This window comes from Pseudomonas sp., from assembly GCF_030150285.1.
Classification (GTDB): Bacteria; Pseudomonadota; Gammaproteobacteria; order Pseudomonadales; family Pseudomonadaceae; genus Aquipseudomonas.
In genome coordinates this window covers 109,787-126,188 of record NZ_JASLGE010000054.1, presented here as the reverse complement: position 1 = coordinate 126,188, position 16,402 = coordinate 109,787, and the positions used below count along the sequence as shown (strand labels likewise).

General features: G+C 55.3%; 10 protein-coding genes. 5 read left to right on the top strand and 5 right to left on the bottom strand.

Annotation, left to right across the window (positions count from 1 at the left end):
* Nucleotides 1-191: 191 nt before the first annotated feature.
* Together Q1W15_RS12695 and Q1W15_RS12690 are read right to left on the bottom strand one after the other, a co-directional pair.
* Nucleotides 192-1,454 carry a Zn-dependent hydrolase gene (locus Q1W15_RS12695; RefSeq protein WP_300728790.1) on the bottom strand — a complete coding sequence of 421 codons (1,263 nt, stop codon included), beginning with the start codon at nt 1,452-1,454 and terminating at the stop codon, nt 192-194.
* Between the two features lie 37 nt (nt 1,455-1,491).
* Complete coding sequence (locus Q1W15_RS12690) at nt 1,492-2,979, bottom strand: NCS1 family nucleobase:cation symporter-1 (RefSeq protein ID WP_300728787.1); 1,488 nt, start codon at nt 2,977-2,979, stop codon at nt 1,492-1,494.
* Between the two features lie 606 nt (nt 2,980-3,585).
* On the opposite strand from Q1W15_RS12690, the gene hydA reads away from it, so the two are divergent.
* Genes hydA through preA form a run of 3 tightly spaced genes read left to right on the top strand, consistent with a single transcriptional unit; the run spans nt 3,586 to nt 7,726 of the window.
* Nucleotides 3,586-5,025: a dihydropyrimidinase gene (gene hydA, locus Q1W15_RS12685; protein WP_300728784.1), complete on the top strand. Its 1,440-nt coding sequence runs from the start codon at nt 3,586-3,588 to the stop codon at nt 5,023-5,025.
* A gap of 58 nt (nt 5,026-5,083) precedes the next feature.
* Nucleotides 5,084-6,451, top strand: coding sequence for an NAD(P)-dependent oxidoreductase (locus Q1W15_RS12680; protein WP_300728781.1), 1,368 nt, complete (start codon nt 5,084-5,086; stop codon nt 6,449-6,451).
* Nucleotides 6,452-7,726: an NAD-dependent dihydropyrimidine dehydrogenase subunit PreA gene (gene preA, locus Q1W15_RS12675; RefSeq protein ID WP_300728778.1), complete on the top strand. Its 1,275-nt coding sequence runs from the start codon at nt 6,452-6,454 to the stop codon at nt 7,724-7,726.
* Nucleotides 7,727-7,830: 104 nt separating this feature from the next.
* Here the strand turns inward: preA and Q1W15_RS12670 are convergent, their stop codons facing one another.
* Both Q1W15_RS12670 and Q1W15_RS12665 read right to left on the bottom strand, forming a co-directional pair.
* A complete protein-coding gene (locus Q1W15_RS12670; RefSeq protein WP_300728775.1) occupies nt 7,831-8,451 on the bottom strand; it encodes a TetR family transcriptional regulator C-terminal domain-containing protein in 621 nt (206 codons plus the stop codon).
* A 147-nt stretch (nt 8,452-8,598) separates the two neighbouring features.
* Nucleotides 8,599-8,955: a hypothetical protein gene (locus Q1W15_RS12665; protein WP_300728773.1), complete on the bottom strand. Its 357-nt coding sequence runs from the start codon at nt 8,953-8,955 to the stop codon at nt 8,599-8,601.
* A 252-nt stretch (nt 8,956-9,207) separates the two neighbouring features.
* Here Q1W15_RS12665 and csrA point away from each other — a divergent pair, with 252 nt between their 5' ends.
* Both csrA and Q1W15_RS12655 read left to right on the top strand, forming a co-directional pair.
* Nucleotides 9,208-9,402, top strand: coding sequence for a carbon storage regulator CsrA (gene csrA / locus Q1W15_RS12660; RefSeq protein ID WP_300728771.1), 195 nt, complete (start codon nt 9,208-9,210; stop codon nt 9,400-9,402).
* Between the two features lie 290 nt (nt 9,403-9,692).
* The gene (locus tag Q1W15_RS12655; RefSeq protein ID WP_300728768.1) at nt 9,693-10,226 is read left to right on the top strand and encodes a DUF1269 domain-containing protein; all 534 of its coding nucleotides are present in this window, start codon (nt 9,693-9,695) and stop codon (nt 10,224-10,226) included.
* Between the two features lie 85 nt (nt 10,227-10,311).
* On the opposite strand, the gene Q1W15_RS12650 is transcribed toward Q1W15_RS12655, so the two are convergent.
* Nucleotides 10,312-16,227, bottom strand: coding sequence for a hypothetical protein (locus tag Q1W15_RS12650; protein WP_300728765.1), 5,916 nt, complete (start codon nt 16,225-16,227; stop codon nt 10,312-10,314).
* Nucleotides 16,228-16,402: the final 175 nt, after the last annotated feature.

Genomic DNA, 16,402 nt, shown 5'->3' with positions numbered 1-16,402 from the left:
CTCGTATTCCAAGGCATGATGGCTCTCCGGCGAAATAAGCTCGCCGAAAAGTGTCCACCATGTCCCCGTACACCCGTCAACCATGTGTCCGGTCTGTACAAAAGCGCAAAGTGGCCAAACGCTTATGCCCCTACCACTCGGCACCTCGCTGTGGCTCGGCATACCCTCACACAGGCTTTGCTCCGTAGGGTTCAGTCTCGGCTGGCCACGGTTTTGGAGGCCGCGACCATGGCTTTGAGCAATACGGCACAGCCCGCCGCGAGGTCTTTGGGGTCGGCGTTTTCGATTTCGTTGTGGCTGATGCCGCCTTCGCAGGGCACGAAGATCATGCCCGCCGGGCCCAGTTCCGCGAGGAAGATGGCGTCGTGACCGGCACCGCTGACGATGTCCATGTTGGATAAGCCCAGTTCGTTGGCCGCTTCGCGCACGGCGTTGACGCAATCCGGGTTGAAGTACAGCGGCGGGAAGTCGGCCGTGGGGGTGAGTTCGAAGCTCAGGCCATGCTGCTGGCAGGTACTTTCAATCACACCACGCACTTGGTCGATCATGGCGTCAAGGCGCTCCGGCAGCAGGTGGCGGAAGTCCAGGGTCATGCGCACTTCGCCCGGGATGACGTTGCGCGAGCCCGGATACGCTTGCAGGCAGCCGACTGTGCTGCACGCATGGGGCTGATGGCCAAGGGCAGCCTGGTTGACCGCGGCGACCACCGCAGCTGCTCCCACCAGGGCATCCTTGCGCAGGTGCATGGGTGTCGGGCCCGCGTGAGCCTCGACGCCACGCAGGGTCAGGTCGAACCATTTCTGGCCAAGGGCTCCCAGCACCACGCCAATGGTTTTGCGCTCATCCTCCAGAATCGGGCCCTGTTCGATATGGGCTTCAAAATACGCCCCCACCGGGTGGCCGCTGACTTTTCTTTTGCCCGCATAGCCAATGGCATTGAGCGCCTCGCCGACGGTGACACCCTGGGCGTCGGTTTTGGCCAGCGTCTCTTCAAGGGTGAATTTCTCGGCAAACACGCCCGAGCCCATCATGCACGGCGCAAAGCGTGAGCCCTCTTCGTTGGTCCACACCACCACTTCCAACGGCGCGTCCGTTTCGATACCCAGGTCATTGAGCGTGCGCAGTACTTCAACCCCCGCCAACACGCCAAAGCACCCGTCAAATTTGCCGCCGGTGGGTTGGGTGTCGATGTGGCTGCCGGTCATCACCGGCGGTAGCTCCGGGCGACGGCCCGCTCGGCGGGCAAAAATATTGCCCACGGCATCAACGCTGACGGTGCAACCGGCGTCTTCGCACCAGCGCACGAACAGGTCGCGGGCCTGGCGGTCAAGGTCGGTCAGGGCCAGGCGGCACACGCCGCCCTTCACGGTGGCACCCAGTTGCGCCAGTTCCATGAGCGAGGCCCACAGGCGCTCGCTGTTGATCGACTGTGCAGGCTTGAGTTGCGCGTTCATGGTGTTCTCCTCACGTCATTTCTTATAGGAAGTCAGGTCAAACCGGAGTTTTTGCGATGACCGTTTGTGGCCGGCTCAGGCGGCATAATCCGTAGTAGATCGCCGCACCCAGCAGTGACCCGGTGAACCAGCCAAAATCGTAAAACCAACTGAATGCGCTGCTGCCCAGAGACATCAACGTTAAGGCAACGGGCAGACCGAAGGCGATGAAGCCGTTCCAGTTCCATGCCGGGTATACGCCATCCTGGTAGAGCCCGGCCAAGTCGAGCTTTTGCTGGCGGATGATGAAGTAGTCCACCACCATGATGCCCGCGATGGGCCCCAGCAGGCTTGAATAGCCCAGCAGCCAGTTGGAATACACGGTTTCCAGGCTGACGTCAGACACCAGCAGGCCCAACTTTTTGAGCAACTCATGGCCCATCAGCGCCAGGCCTACCAGCCCGGTGATCATCACCGCCGAGGTGCGATTGATCAGTTTGGGGGCAATGTTCTGAAAGTCGTTGGTGGGGGACACGATGTTGGCCGCCGTGTTGGTGGACAACGTGGCGATGATGATCAACGCCATGGCCAGCGCCACCCAGCCGGGGCTCTGGATATGGCCGATCAGGCTGACCGGGTCCGATACCGTGACGCCCACCAGCTTCTCGGAGGCTGCCGTCATGACCACGCCCAGCGCGGCGAACAGGAACATGGTCAACGGCAAGCCGAATATCTGCCCCAGAATCTGGTCTTTCTGGCTTTTGGCATAGCGGCTGAAGTCCGGGATGTTGAGGGACAACGTCGCCCAAAACCCGACCATGGCCGTAAGCCCCGCGAAGAAGTAACCGTAAACACTGGCCCCCTCCGGACGCTTGGCCGGTTGGGCCAGCAACTCGGTCATTGATACGTTGGGTAACGCCCAGACCAGCATGCCCAGGCCTACCAGCACCAGTAACGGGGCGGAAACGGTTTCAAGCCATTTGATCGACTCGGCACCGCGCAACACCACCCACAGGTTGAGCGCCCAGAACAGCATGAAACCGATCACTTCGCCGGTACCGCCGAGGCTTTTCCAGCCCTCGAAGACCGACCCCAGAAACAGGTGAATGGCCAGGCCACCAAACAGCGTCTGGATGCCGAACCAGCCGCACGCCACCAACGCCCGAATCAGGCACGGTACGTTGGAGCCGATGATGCCGAAGGACGAACGCAGTAGCACAGGAAAGGGGATGCCGTATTTGGTGCCGGCAAAAGCGTTCAGGGTCAGCGGGATAAGCACCACGATATTGGCCAGCAGAATCGCCAGCAGGGCCTCCCCCACCGAAAGCCCGAAATAGGCGGTCAAGACGCCGCCCAGGGTGTAGGTGGGCACGCAAATGGACATGCCCACCCACAACGCGGTGATGTGCCATTTGTTCCAGGTGCGCTCCCGAACATGGGTGGGGGCGATATCCGAGTTGTAACGGGGGCTGTCGAGAACTTCTGGCCCGGCTTCCAATTCGTACAAACCGTTACGTTCGGTGACTTGGGATCTGCTCGGTTGCATGGTCGTTCACTCTCTTGTTTTAGTGATGACATCTGCGTCTTCACGCAGTGCGATTCGCTGCCTGGGCATTCACAACTGTGCATCGGCCCGTCTGGTGTTGGCAGCGGCAATCAAGAAGTGTGCCGAGTTACATCCCGCGTTCCGTGCAATGGTTGTTGTTACTTGTAACTGCTTGGTTTAACACGCAAACAACAAACTTCTTAATGACTCTCATTCTTATTTGTAGTGGTTATTCCTCTGCTCAACTGACCGCCCATAGAATAAAACGAAACACTTAGGTGCACGTTTATTAACTTTTATCTCAGCTTAGCCCGCAAACAGCCAACACAAGCATCTGATTTAGCATAAGAAACTTCGCTCATATTTAAATCCTGTCAAGTGCGTCAAAATGGTGTGGCCGCGCACTATTTTGGGGATTTCATATAAATATACTTATAAATCATATGCTTATATAAATATAAAAACTTTTAAAATAAAGTTTGATCATTTACCAACAACCCACTAGATTTCATTCCTGACACCAGTGACAGGAATGAAGCCTGCACTGCGCTGACACTAACAACACCTAGAGCCGGCCATAGCCGGTCTGCCTGCGAGGAACTCGGTATGTCACTGTTAATCCGTGGCGCTACGCTTGTGACCCATGATGAAACTTATGCAGCAGATGTTTATTGTGCAGACGGTCTAGTCCGCGCAATTGGAACTGATCTCGATGTTCCCGCCGGTTGCGAAGTATTGGACGGCCACGGCCAATATTTACTTCCAGGGGGTATTGACCCTCATACGCATATGCAACTTCCGTTTATGGGCACAGTGGCCAGTGAAGACTTCTTCAGTGGTACGGCGGCCGGTCTGGCAGGCGGCACAACGTCGATTATCGACTTTGTGATTCCCAACCCGCAGCAGTCTTTGCTGGAGGCCTTTGAGCAGTGGCGCGGCTGGGCGCAGAAGTCGGCGTCCGACTACGGGTTCCACGTCGCAATCACCTGGTGGAGCGAGCAGGTCCGTGAAGAGATGGCCGAGTTGGTCAGCCATCACGGGATTAACAGCTTCAAGCATTTCATGGCTTACAAAAACGCCATCATGGCGGCCGATGACACCCTGGTGGCCAGCTTTGAGCGCTGCCTGGAACTGGGAGCCGTGCCCACAGTGCATGCCGAAAATGGCGAGTTGGTGTACCACCTGCAACGCAAGCTTATGGCGCAAGGCATGACCGGCCCCGAGGCGCATCCGCTGTCACGCCCCTCGCAAGTGGAAGGCGAAGCCGCCAGCCGCGCGATTCGCATCGCGCAAACCCTCGGCACGCCGCTGTACCTGGTGCATGTCTCGACCCGCGAAGCGCTAGATGAAATCACCTACGCCCGCCGCCAGGGCCAGCCCGTCTACGGCGAAGTCCTGGCGGGGCATTTGTTGCTGGACGACAGCGTGTATCAGCACCCCGACTGGCAGACCGCCGCCGGTTACGTGATGAGCCCGCCTTTCCGCCCGCGCGGGCATCAGGAGGCGCTGTGGCAGGGCCTGCAATCGGGCAACCTGCACACCACCGCCACTGACCACTGCTGCTTTTGCGCCGAGCAAAAAGCAGCGGGCCGCGACGACTTCAGCAAAATCCCCAATGGCACGGCGGGTATCGAAGATCGCATGGCCGTGCTGTGGGACGAAGGCGTCAACACCGGGCGTTTATCCCTGCAGGACTTCGTAGCGCTGACGTCCACTAACACAGCGAAAATTTTCAATATTTACCCACGCAAAGGCTCGATCCAGGTGGGGGCTGATGCCGACCTGGTGCTGTGGGACCCGCAGGGCACCCGCACGATTTCCGCCAAGACTCACCACCAGCAGGTCGATTTCAATATTTTCGAAGGCAAGACCGTGCGCGGCATCCCGAGCCACACCATCAGCCAGGGTCGCGTGGTATGGGCCGATGGTGACTTGCGAGCCGAACGCGGTGCCGGGCGCTATATCGAGCGCCCCGCCTACCCCGCTGTTTACGATTTGCTGAAAAAACGCGCCGAGCACCATCAACCCGTGGCGGTTAAGCGCTGACTGTACGCCCACTGCCCGACAGAGGCAGGACGATCCCCACAACCGTGAGGTAGTAATCGTGATCAAATCCCTGAACCACTTACCGCATCCCCACGACAATGCGCTGGTATTGGCCAGCCATTTCACCGACCTGGCACCGCCGCTGAACGCCCGCCAGGCCGAACTGGAGAGCGCACGTTGCCTGTATTGCTACGACGCACCCTGCGTTAACGCGTGCCCCAGCGATATCGACATCCCGTCGTTTATTCGCAATATCCAGCAGGAAAACGTGCAAGGTGCAGCACAGAAAATTCTTTCGTCCAATATTCTCGGCGGTAGTTGTGCCCGGGTATGCCCGACCGAAGTGCTGTGCGAGCAAGCCTGCGTGCGCAACAACGCGCAGGAATGTGCCCCGGTATTGATCGGTCTGTTGCAGCGTTATGCCGTCGACCATGCCGAGTTCAGTGAACACCCGTTCCAGCGCGCGGCACCGACCGGCAAACGCATCGCCGTGGTCGGTGCTGGCCCGGCAGGCCTGGCATGCGCCCACCGCCTGGCCCTGCACGGCCACGAGGTGGTGATTTTCGAAGCGCGGGAAAAATCCGGCGGGCTCAATGAATACGGCATCGCCAAGTACAAACTGGTGGACGACTTCGCTCAACGCGAAGTGGATTTTGTGCTGGGCATTGGCGGCATTGAAGTGCGCCATGGCCAGCGCCTGGGCGACAACCTGACCCTGAGCGAATTGCAGCAACAATTTGACTCGGTTTTTCTGGGGCTGGGGCTGGCGGCCACTCGCCAGTTGGGCCTGGCCCATGAGGAGGCTCCGGGGCTGCTGGCAGCCACCGATTACATCCGCGAATTACGCCAGAGCGATGACCTGACCCAACTGCCCTTGGCCGAACACTGCATTGTGCTGGGCGCGGGCAACACGGCCATCGACATGGCGGTGCAAATGGCCCGCCTGGGGGCCCGTGAAGTCAGCCTGGTGTACCGCCGCGGGCTGGAGGACATGGGGGCCACCGGGCACGAACAGGACATCGCCAAGGCCAATCAGGTGCGGCTGATCACCTGGGCGCAACCGGATGAAGTGCTGCTGGACGAGCAGGGTCAAGTACGCGGTATGCGCTTTGCCCGCACGCAATATGAGAACGGGCGGCTGCACACCACGGGTGAGACGTTTGAACTGGCCGCCGACGCCGTGTTCAAGGCCATCGGTCAGGCCTTCGATGAAGCGGCGCTGAGTGATCCCGTGGCGCATTCGCTCGCCAGGGTGGGCGACCGCATTCAGGTTGACGAACACCTGTGCACCAGCGTGCCTGGCGTGTACGCCGGCGGCGATTGCACCTCACTGGGCCAGGACCTCACCGTGCAGGCCGTGCAGCACGGCAAACTGGCCGCTGAAGCTATCCATGCCCGACTCATGCTCAACCAGGAGGCTGCGTAAATGGCCGATCTCTCGATTAACTTCGCCGGTATCAAAGCCCCTAATCCGTTCTGGCTGGCCTCAGCGCCGCCGACTGACAAGGCCTACAACGTGGTGCGCGCCTATGAGGCCGGCTGGGGGGGGGTGGTCTGGAAGACCCTTGGAGAAGACCCCGCTGCTGTCAACGTGTCGTCGCGTTATTCGGCGCACTTCGGACCGAACCGCGAAGTCATGGGCATCAACAATATCGAATTGATTACCGACCGTTCCCTTGAAATCAATTTGCGCGAGATCACTCAGGTCAAGAAGGACTGGCCCGATCGAGCGTTAATTGTGTCGCTGATGGTGCCGTGCGAAGAGGCTTCGTGGAAATACATTCTGCCGCTGGTGGAGGCCACCGGTGCCGATGGTATTGAGCTGAACTTCGGCTGCCCCCACGGCATGCCAGAGCGCGGCATGGGCGCAGCGGTGGGCCAGGTGCCGGAGTACGTGGAGATGGTGACCCGCTGGTGCAAGACGTATTGCTCGCTGCCGGTGATCGTCAAACTCACGCCCAACATTACCGATGTGCGCCTCAGCGCGCGTGCCGCCCATCGCGGCGGTGCGGACGCCGTGTCGCTGATCAACACCATCAACTCGATCACCAGCGTCGACCTGGAGCGCATGGTCGCCCTGCCCGTGGTGGGCACCCAAAGCACCCACGGCGGCTACTGCGGCTCAGCCGTCAAACCGATTGCGCTGAACATGGTGGCCGAAATTGCCCGCGACCCTCAGACCCGGGGCTTACCGATCTCGGGCATTGGCGGCATTGGCAGTTGGCGCGATGCCGCTGAGTTCATTGCCCTGGGCTGCGGCTCGGTGCAAGTGTGCACGGCCGCGATGCTGCACGGGTTTCGCATTGTTGAAGAGATGAAGGATGGTTTATCGCGCTGGATGGACAGCCAAGGCTACGCCAGCCTGGACGACTTTTCCGGCCGCGCTGTGGGTAATACCACCGATTGGAAATATCTGGATATCAATTACCAGGTGATCGCCAAAATCGATCAGGACGCCTGTATTGGATGCGGCCGCTGCCACATTGCCTGCGAAGACACCTCGCACCAGGCCATTGCCAGCTTGAAACAAGCCGACGGTACCCGCCTTTACGAAGTGATTGATGACGAATGCGTGGGCTGCAACCTGTGCCAGATCACGTGCCCGGTCGAGGATTGTATCGAAATGGTGCCGCAGAACACCGGCAAGCCGTTCCTGGACTGGAACCATGACCCGCGTAACCCGTACCACGTGGCGTTGTAGGCCTTTGAAACAGGCTGTGAAGGTGAGTGAAGCGCTTGAGCAGGCGCGCTTCGCGCACCTTCACCGCCTTCGGCAGCGACTACAGAGGGGATTGAAAGAGGGGGTCAAGGCTCCAGGCCGATGCCCCGCAGTATGACCCGCGTCACGGTTTGCACCGCGCGTTCGAACTGAATATCAGACAAGGGTTGATGATCGTTGAGGATATTCACTTGATGGTCGAAGTCGGCGTAATGCTGAGTGGACGCCCAAATCATGTACAACAGGCTGGACGGCTCCACCGCCAGGATGCGTTTGTCCGCCACCCATTGGCGAATTTTCGCTTCTTTCATCTTCGCCCATTCATACAGGCTGGCTTCCAGCATCGCCCCCAACACCGGTGCACCGTGGATGATCTCATCGGCCCAGACCTTGGAGCCATGAGGCCGCGAACGCGAATGGTTCATCTTGGCCCGTATGTAAGTACTGAGCACCAGCCCGGGATCGTCGTAGGTCTCAAAGCACAGCGCGTCCTGCTTCCAGACCTCCAGCAAACCCAGTAACACCGCGCTGTACAGCTCGGTCTTGGTGCTGAAATAGTAATGCAGGTTGGAACGCGGCAGTTGCACCTCGGCCGCAATATCAGCCATCGCTGCACCGGCAAACCCCTTTTCGGCAAACACCTTCTCTGCACCCAAAAGGATTTTTTCGACATTGCTTCGACGAATTTCAATCTTGTGATTGCCCATCCTTTAGTGCCCTTGTCGTCGTGCTTCGTCGATGAGCACCTGGGTAACATCAATGCGCCCGTTGCGCATCAACAAAAAAATCTTGCCAAGGGCGCCGTATAGCGCCAGTTGCGACTACGCTTGGCTGTTACACGACGCTGCGGCAGGTTATTTCGCGGCAGGTAACTTAATCACGTTGGTTTCGATACCATCGAGTTTGGGCTTGAGCTTCATCCGGGCCTGCGCATCCAGCGCCTGGGCTTCGGTTTCGAAGGGCCCGATCAGGAAATGCTGAACACCCTCATGCTCGGAAATATACGTTGTGAAACCATTGTCGAGCAGCCTGCCCGTGGTGTCCGTAATGGTTGCGCGCTGACCCTCGGTAAGCTCCAGCGCCCATTGCGCCACCGGCGTTTGGACGACCGTTGATTCAGAAGCCACTTTAGCCGGCTGGGTTTTATCGTTAGACTCCTGACCGCAAGCCGTCAAGGCCAATATTGCTGTCATCACGATGACTTTACGCACTGCGTTTCCCCTGTCTGTTTGAGTGGGTCGATTTTATCACTGGGGCAGCGGCCTTTGCTCTCCTTGAACAAATCTTATCCGCCCTTATTTAGGGTATGTCGGCATGAGTTTTCCCCTTTCCGGGAATTAAATCTCTGCTTATGACGTCTGTAATGAGCGGCGCATTTATATGCACTTAGCAGTATTCTGTAGTCCTGACCGAAGCCGCACCGTCTCAGAGACGTGCCTTACAAAGCCATCAAGGAGTAAAAAATGCTGATACTCACCCGCAAAGTCGGTGAAAGCATAAACATCGGCGACGATATTACGATCACTATTTTAGGGGTCAGCGGCCAACAGGTCCGAATCGGTATCAATGCGCCCAAAGACGTCGCGGTACACCGTGAAGAAATCTACCAGCGCATCCAGGCTGGCCTGACGGCTGCGGACAAGGGCAATCAGCCCTAAGCTTCCAGAGTACCAGCCTCTGGACTGAGTGTGAGGGCTGCCTTACCAGCCCTCCTCGACTCATTTCCTGCCCGCTCCCCCTCTTCCGCACCTAAAAAACCCCTTCATCCCTGCAATTATTCCTACCCTGACTTGACCGTTCGCCTGTTAGCGACCACGCTCATTTCTCACAGAAGGTTCTGATCACCCGAACCGCTGCACAAAGCTGTTTGGTATTACGACGACTTGAAAGACGCACCTCATGGCCGCCCGGCCAAGGGCGAGACCTGTACAGCAAAGGAATGAAAGGCATGTCCGATTTAATAGTAGTGGGGTTTTCCAAGATCGATGAAGCAGACCGCGCACTGACCAAAATGGTCTCGCTCGGCAAGGAACACTTGGTCGAGTTGGAAGACGCGGTCATTGTGGTACGCAATGCCGAAGGCAAGGTTCACATCAAGCAAAGCGTCAACCTGACCGCACTGGGTGCAACGTCAGGCCTGGTAACAGGCGGCTTGTGGGGTGCCCTGGTGGGGCTTTTATTCCTCAACCCTCTGGCCGGTTTTGCCATCGGCGGCGCATTGGGCGCGGGCACAGGCGCGTTGTCGGGTTCAATGAGCGACTTCGGCATTGATGATGATTTCATCAAGAAGTTAAGTGAAACCATCCCGAATGACTCGTCCGCCCTGTTTGTGCTGCTGCGCAAATTCCAACCGGAAAAGGTCATGGAAGAACTGAAAGCGTCTGACTTCCAGGGCAAGTTGCTGCGCACTTCCCTGTCACCCGAGCAAGAGCAAAAATTGCAGGAAGCGCTGTCCGAAACCACTTCACAGGTACAGGCTTGATCGGCTTGGCAGCTCAATAGCCTGAACGACCGCCGTTTATCGGCGGTCGATTGGGTTAAACAACTTTAAAAGTTAAACCCAACGTTCAACTAGCTCCCGATAGCTCCCTGGGGACTGCAATCGGCGGTAACACTTCGTCGCGTAAAGGGCCTATATTGGTTAGATCCCGAACCTGAATAGACGGATGATTGTTCGCAGCGACAAATAAATTATGAGAAAGTGTATCTGCCCGCGCGCCCCGCGCGCCGCTCTCGATACTGGACTCATAGAAGCTTAGTGGTTCCCGAAGATGCTCAAACAGACTATTTATAGGGGCCGCCTCGGTACCATCATATTTCACTAACCAGACATGATTGGATGCGATCTTTTGCTGACCGCGCCCCACAGAAACATGCACATGCGAATAATACCTTGGATAGGATATAAAAAACACTTTCGAATTTATCAAGTTATTATCAAGCAATGGAACCACCTCCTTACCCCGGGTATTGATCAAATAAACAAAGCCTTGTTTTTGTTCAAGAGCCGGATTGTATCTCTCCTCCGACAATGACGACGCTTGCGAACCCGGTGATGATGGCGGACTCAAGGAATCCTGTATCAACATTTCCAGCTGTTCATTCTTGGAAAATCGTGTCGCATCCATAAAATTAAAACTACCCAGCATCGCTCTGCCAGTGGTGCATTGATCAGGAAGCTCCGTGCTTGTCACTTGAATTGCATTTTCTCTGCAAATGTCTGAAGGCGTGCGAAAGTCCGCACGGTACACAGCACCTATGTCTTCACGAAATAAAGCATCCCGCACATTTATCTTATAACCGCGACTGAGTGCGTAGGCCTGTAGAAAGTCATCCGAAAAGTCATTGACCAACACTCTGTTTAAATTATCAATGAAACCTTGCGATGTATTTTGTAACTCATCAATTCTCGAACGCACCACAGAGTGAATCTCATCGAAACGTTGTGGATTACTAATATTCATTGATCCAACCCTGTGTTGCTGAGCCCATGCCGAAACCTTGCCTGTTGTGCGCAGTTCATTTTTTAATCGAAGACGATTGGCACCCGTCATATTGAAACTCTTCCATAGGGCTTCGATTGCTTCTTTACTGCTGTCGCGCTGATCGAGCCTCCACAATGCGTTCAGCACTTCAACGGTCTCAAGATTGCCAGAGGCTGCCCGATCCCAGTACGGGCTAAACCTGTACCTGTTTGCCCACTCAGGAACCGTGTTTGACTCTTCCATCGCGGCCAGAAGCAAATGATATTTACCCAGCCTGGAGTCTGCCGGAAATTCAAAACTGCGCAAAAAAGCGACCGCCCGCTCATCTGAAGAACCTGTCGCAAGATGTTTAAACCAGTTCACCAGAAAACTCGCTTCATCCGTCGATATATTTTGCTGATGAGCCCAGGTTAGATCCAGCGGGGGTGGGTTCAACACCAGACGAGGACGTTTCGAAAGTACCCCGTCGGCATTGATCAAGTACTCTGGAACGTCTTGTGCAGGGTCGGCAACTCGCAGCCTATTGCTCGGCCCCGCAACTTCCACCTCAAGCATGTACGTTTCATACTCAGCGTAATGCTTATTTTCATAGGCATAGAGGCCTGTAAACTGTCCAGACTCTTCAACTTTCGTGGCTTTGGTTCTATCAATACTGACAGCCAGCTTGCTCCAATCAACCTGCTTTTCATTCACCTTCAATCCAGGCCCATAGGGCAGACCGAAAAAGGAATCAAGCAGTGCGAATTTCGGATCCAGATACGTTCCCAAATTACGAACAGCCACATGTTCAATATCATTGACCGCCAGCAACTCATCCTTGACCAGTACGGGCCTCCAGTGCCGGGGTTCGATAACGCCCAAATGGCTGGCAACATTATAGATGGGTGTACGCGCCAAGAGTGTTAGAGCCACAGTACGACACTGCTGCAAACCTTCATGTATCCACTGCAGCGCTTTTTGGACCCGGTATACAACGTATCGTGCGCCAAACTGTATCAGGTCGCGCAGCCCTTTCAGCAAACTCACAGGATCGGGTATAACCTCTTTAACCAGGTTAACCATCAACCTGCCAGTCAGAGGTGCCAACCGTGGAACCACGGCGCGAAACCCGACCCCACCCACTTGCCTGACTATGCGGGTGACCCCTCCCAGGTATTTGCCGACAGGTAGAAAAAACATCAAATCACCCAAAGCACTTAGCTTGGCCAATTCAATTCTGTCTGGATCCCCCGATAACAAATCCTCAACAGTTCCCCAAAATGGAACAACTATTTTTATCAGAGTGAGTCCGAAATCTTCTTTCTCTAAAGAAGTAACGCCCTTGCAATGAGCCTGCAAATCCTTTTCACGAACATAGTAAAAATCCGTTGCTATGCGCTGGGTAATCTCTTTAGTGCGTGTGGAGGACAAGGTTTGAGGTATGCGTTGAGAGGATGACAGCTGTGGCGCGCTCACAAACTGTGCACCAATGGGATCTGCAATAAATATCGAACTTGAGCCCTCTCTGGGGCTATCACCTTCGCTATAGGCAGCCCAGTCAAAAGGCATGTCTGTGCCTTTACGGGCATCATAGACGTACGATGAGAGACCGCTTGTGCTGCTGATTTGTTTATCACCCGTTACACCACCAACAACGAGCTTAAAGTCAGCAGGCAATAGCCGAATCATCATTTTACGCGGGAAAACCTCATACACTCGCTGAACCGCCTGATACGTTGTTTTTAATATAAAACCGTATCGACCCTGGCTTTTATGTTTGGTCGGGTCCGCTTTGGCAATTTCTTCATAGTTCAAAAGCTGTCGTAAGCCATACAGATCAACACGGCCATATTCAAGCGCAACCCGCTCAACCAAAGGCAGATTGGCCAATAAAGTATTGATGAGCATTTCATAGCCAGCCTTTGCCCTCGACAAGTAAGCATCAAAATCACGTTGGAATGATCGAGTGGGTATGGCCCGATAGGCATTCACAAACGCTAAATCTTTTGCCTGGACGATGAAGTATTCGCTCGACTTAATGAGTTCCGGGTTATGAGGGCGCCACTTGTATAAATCGGCTTCAGAAGCATAGACATCCAACAGCGTCGCCAAATCACCTTTAGGCCCAACTAACAGGGTATCGACGGGCAGGTTCAGGCGCTCAAGCTCAGCTTTCGCTTGAGCTATACGATCAGGCATCTGAGCCCCCAGTGCCAAGGCACCTTCACGCAGTGCCTGCTCATGCAGATCCAGTTTCGCCGCCGCCTCGTTGATTTCTTCAAGGCTGTAGTCAACAAACCCCTTGCAAGGGATGACCCCATGGGCAGCGGCCCACATGAGTGTCGGTTCCAGGCGAGTGCCAGCTAAAGCAAAACCCATTTGACTGGCGGCCAACGGCTGTTCGCCGGTGACCACTGCCTGTTTATTCGCTTCGTCGGCCATGCGCACAAGGAATGCCATGACTTCTGGAAAACTCATATCGCGCGAACTGCCATTTTTAATGGCTTCAGCCAGGTTAACGGCATGTTTAAAATTCAGCCATCTGACGGAACCATAGAACACGTCATCGGGTATATCGCGGATGAAATATTCAGCAGGCAGCGTAAAATCCAGCACCCGAGCCAATAACAAAGCGGTGGCCGCCGAGGTGGCCTTCGTCGTGTCTTGCAGGTCTTGCAGCCGTTCAAGCCTTAACGTTGCATAATTTTTACCCCACAGGGACTGGCTGTTGGCAGGGTCGACTGTCAGGGCATCGGCAAACGCCGAATGGCCTCCATCGACGATGGCAACTGCTTTCCAGACCAACTGCGCAAGCAGCTCGCCCGTGACGGTTTCGCTGGGGCGGCAGCCATACCAGTCAAGTTTTTCAAGCAACTGTCGACCTAACTGCTGAGCCGCATCGGAATACAACAGCTTCTCCAGGCCGGCGGTGGGTGAATGGCTGGCCAGTGCTTGAATGGAGGCTTGTTCGGCCGGTGCCAAGGCATACAACAAGGTATCCAGCAAGTGTGTCACGATGGTTTTATCGCCAGCCCCCACTTGTTGTCTAAAGATAAATTGCTCTGTGACTGACCTTATATCGTCTTCATTTGTTTTATCGATAACCCCCGCAATCAATGAACTACCGGCCTGCACACACAAGGACAGCGACGCTCGGATCTCCAGCAGCCTATTAATCACATGGCTTGTTTGCTCCGGGGTCTCGGGGCGTTCCAGCTTAAAGGGGCTCAGCACCTTCCTGATATAGAGTTCGCGGTACAACCTGTTATTTTGAAAAAGGGGTGCATCAATTGAAACCGTCAAATCTTCAGTATTGATTGGCGCATAGGTTCTGGCAGAGTAATCAACCACCGTATTAATGGCCAGGTTGGGCACAATCGCAGAGCGTTTCCAGGGGCTGGGTTCATGACCCATGGCGAATAATACCAGGTCGATATCCGCCACTTCTTCGGCCCGCGCTTTGGCCGCCTCGGTTTGTGTCGCGTGGTACTGATCAGCGAACTTGTCAAATAACAGTTTAATCGTCTCAAGCTCAACCACTACCGTATCGGGCGCGCCATAGGCCGCTGTGGGACTTAGCGCAAGACATAAACGGTCGTCACTGCTAGCGTAGTCACTCACGGGCGAGGCGTGCAGCCTGGCTCGCCATAAGGTTTCCAGCGAATTGGACAACACAGGCAAACGACCTTCCAGTGGCGCAGCACCCTCAGCCTCTTTGCTGTAACTGTTGAGATGCAATTCGCGGGGGTTGTAGCGTTTTTCTATGGGCAGTTGTCGTTGCAATGCCTTTAACCGAGGAAATTGTCTAGCCAGCGCGGCTATCAACGCCGAAGTCATATTCCAGCGTTCATATTCCGGGTTTTTGTCGTTAAGTTTCTCCTCCCGGCTGTGCAAAACATCCGTGATATCAAACAGAGGCTTGATATCAATAATACCGTTCAGAAACGCTACCGTTAACGCCGAAGCGCGCGTCGCCAAATACTCAATGTCTTGCTTTTGCTTTTGAAGAAAGGCGTTAAAACGCGTCGCTATAAAATCTGTCATTGATACAGGGCGGGACGATACATTTACCCAGTCGACATACCCCGTAGCCCCCGCCGTTTCATAAGCCATCTGCCGCTGCAAGATCGAGGCATGCTCCGAGCTTCTCAGCCATACGTCACGCAGGGCCTGCCTGTATTCAAACGCATCGGCAAACTCTTCGATGCCTTGACCCGGTATTAACAACAACAAGGGCAACGCTGTGCGCTCCGGCAACTGCTCAGGGCTTTGAGTCACAACGACTGCGCCGTTCAGATCGATAGCAGCGCCCTCTCGGGTATTGACTTGCAGTGCAAAGACCCCCGGTTTTTCTGCCCCCTTATCTAGCAAACCCTCGATCAGACGATGCCCGCTCTTTGACAGCGTACCGTCACTGAAACGTAAATCAGCCTCCGTTTTTAGGTGTTCCGCGAGCACCGTGCACAGCCACCCTTTAGGGGTTTGCCTGATATTGATATCTGTAATATGTGCTTTATTGGCTTGCGCAAAAATATCACGCAGCCGAGAAAAACGTATTTCAGCAACATTGAAACGGCCTGCGGAACGCTCAGGGTGCTCATAGCCATACAGCGTAAACGTGACGTCTATGTCATCAATGGCACTCAAGCCCTGTATGGACTGAGCGGTTCGGTACTCCTCGAAAACCTGAGTCAACATTTGGCGCCCGGCCTTGCCATCAGGGGGGAAATACCGGCTGATATAGACTTCATCCGGGTCAAAGATCCGTGCCCCCGGTGTCTCATTGAGCATCGCATTGAACGCTTGCTTCAATGCATCCTTGGGCGTCACATCCAGGTAACTCATGACCTGCTCGTAGGCAGCCAGTGTCGGTATTGCCAATGGCGGTTGTCGGCCAAGCATATGCAGGGCGGTAGTGGCCGTTTGTATCAGGCGTTGGCACCATTCAGTTTGCTGGAGCGAGTCCTGTCGATCGGATATGGACACGCTGGCAAGTATCGTTTCTTGAGTATCAACCATCACTATTTACCCTCTGTCAGAGATGCATTGGGTTATTGCACCCAACTCCCTCACCGAGTCTTCAGGCTTTTTAAAATAAGCCTGCTGTATATAGTTGTTCGGTTAATTATTCTGGCTTTGCACGCAGCCAAGGCCCAGAACTGGCACCGACCGTGAGCCTCCCCCCGGGATCATC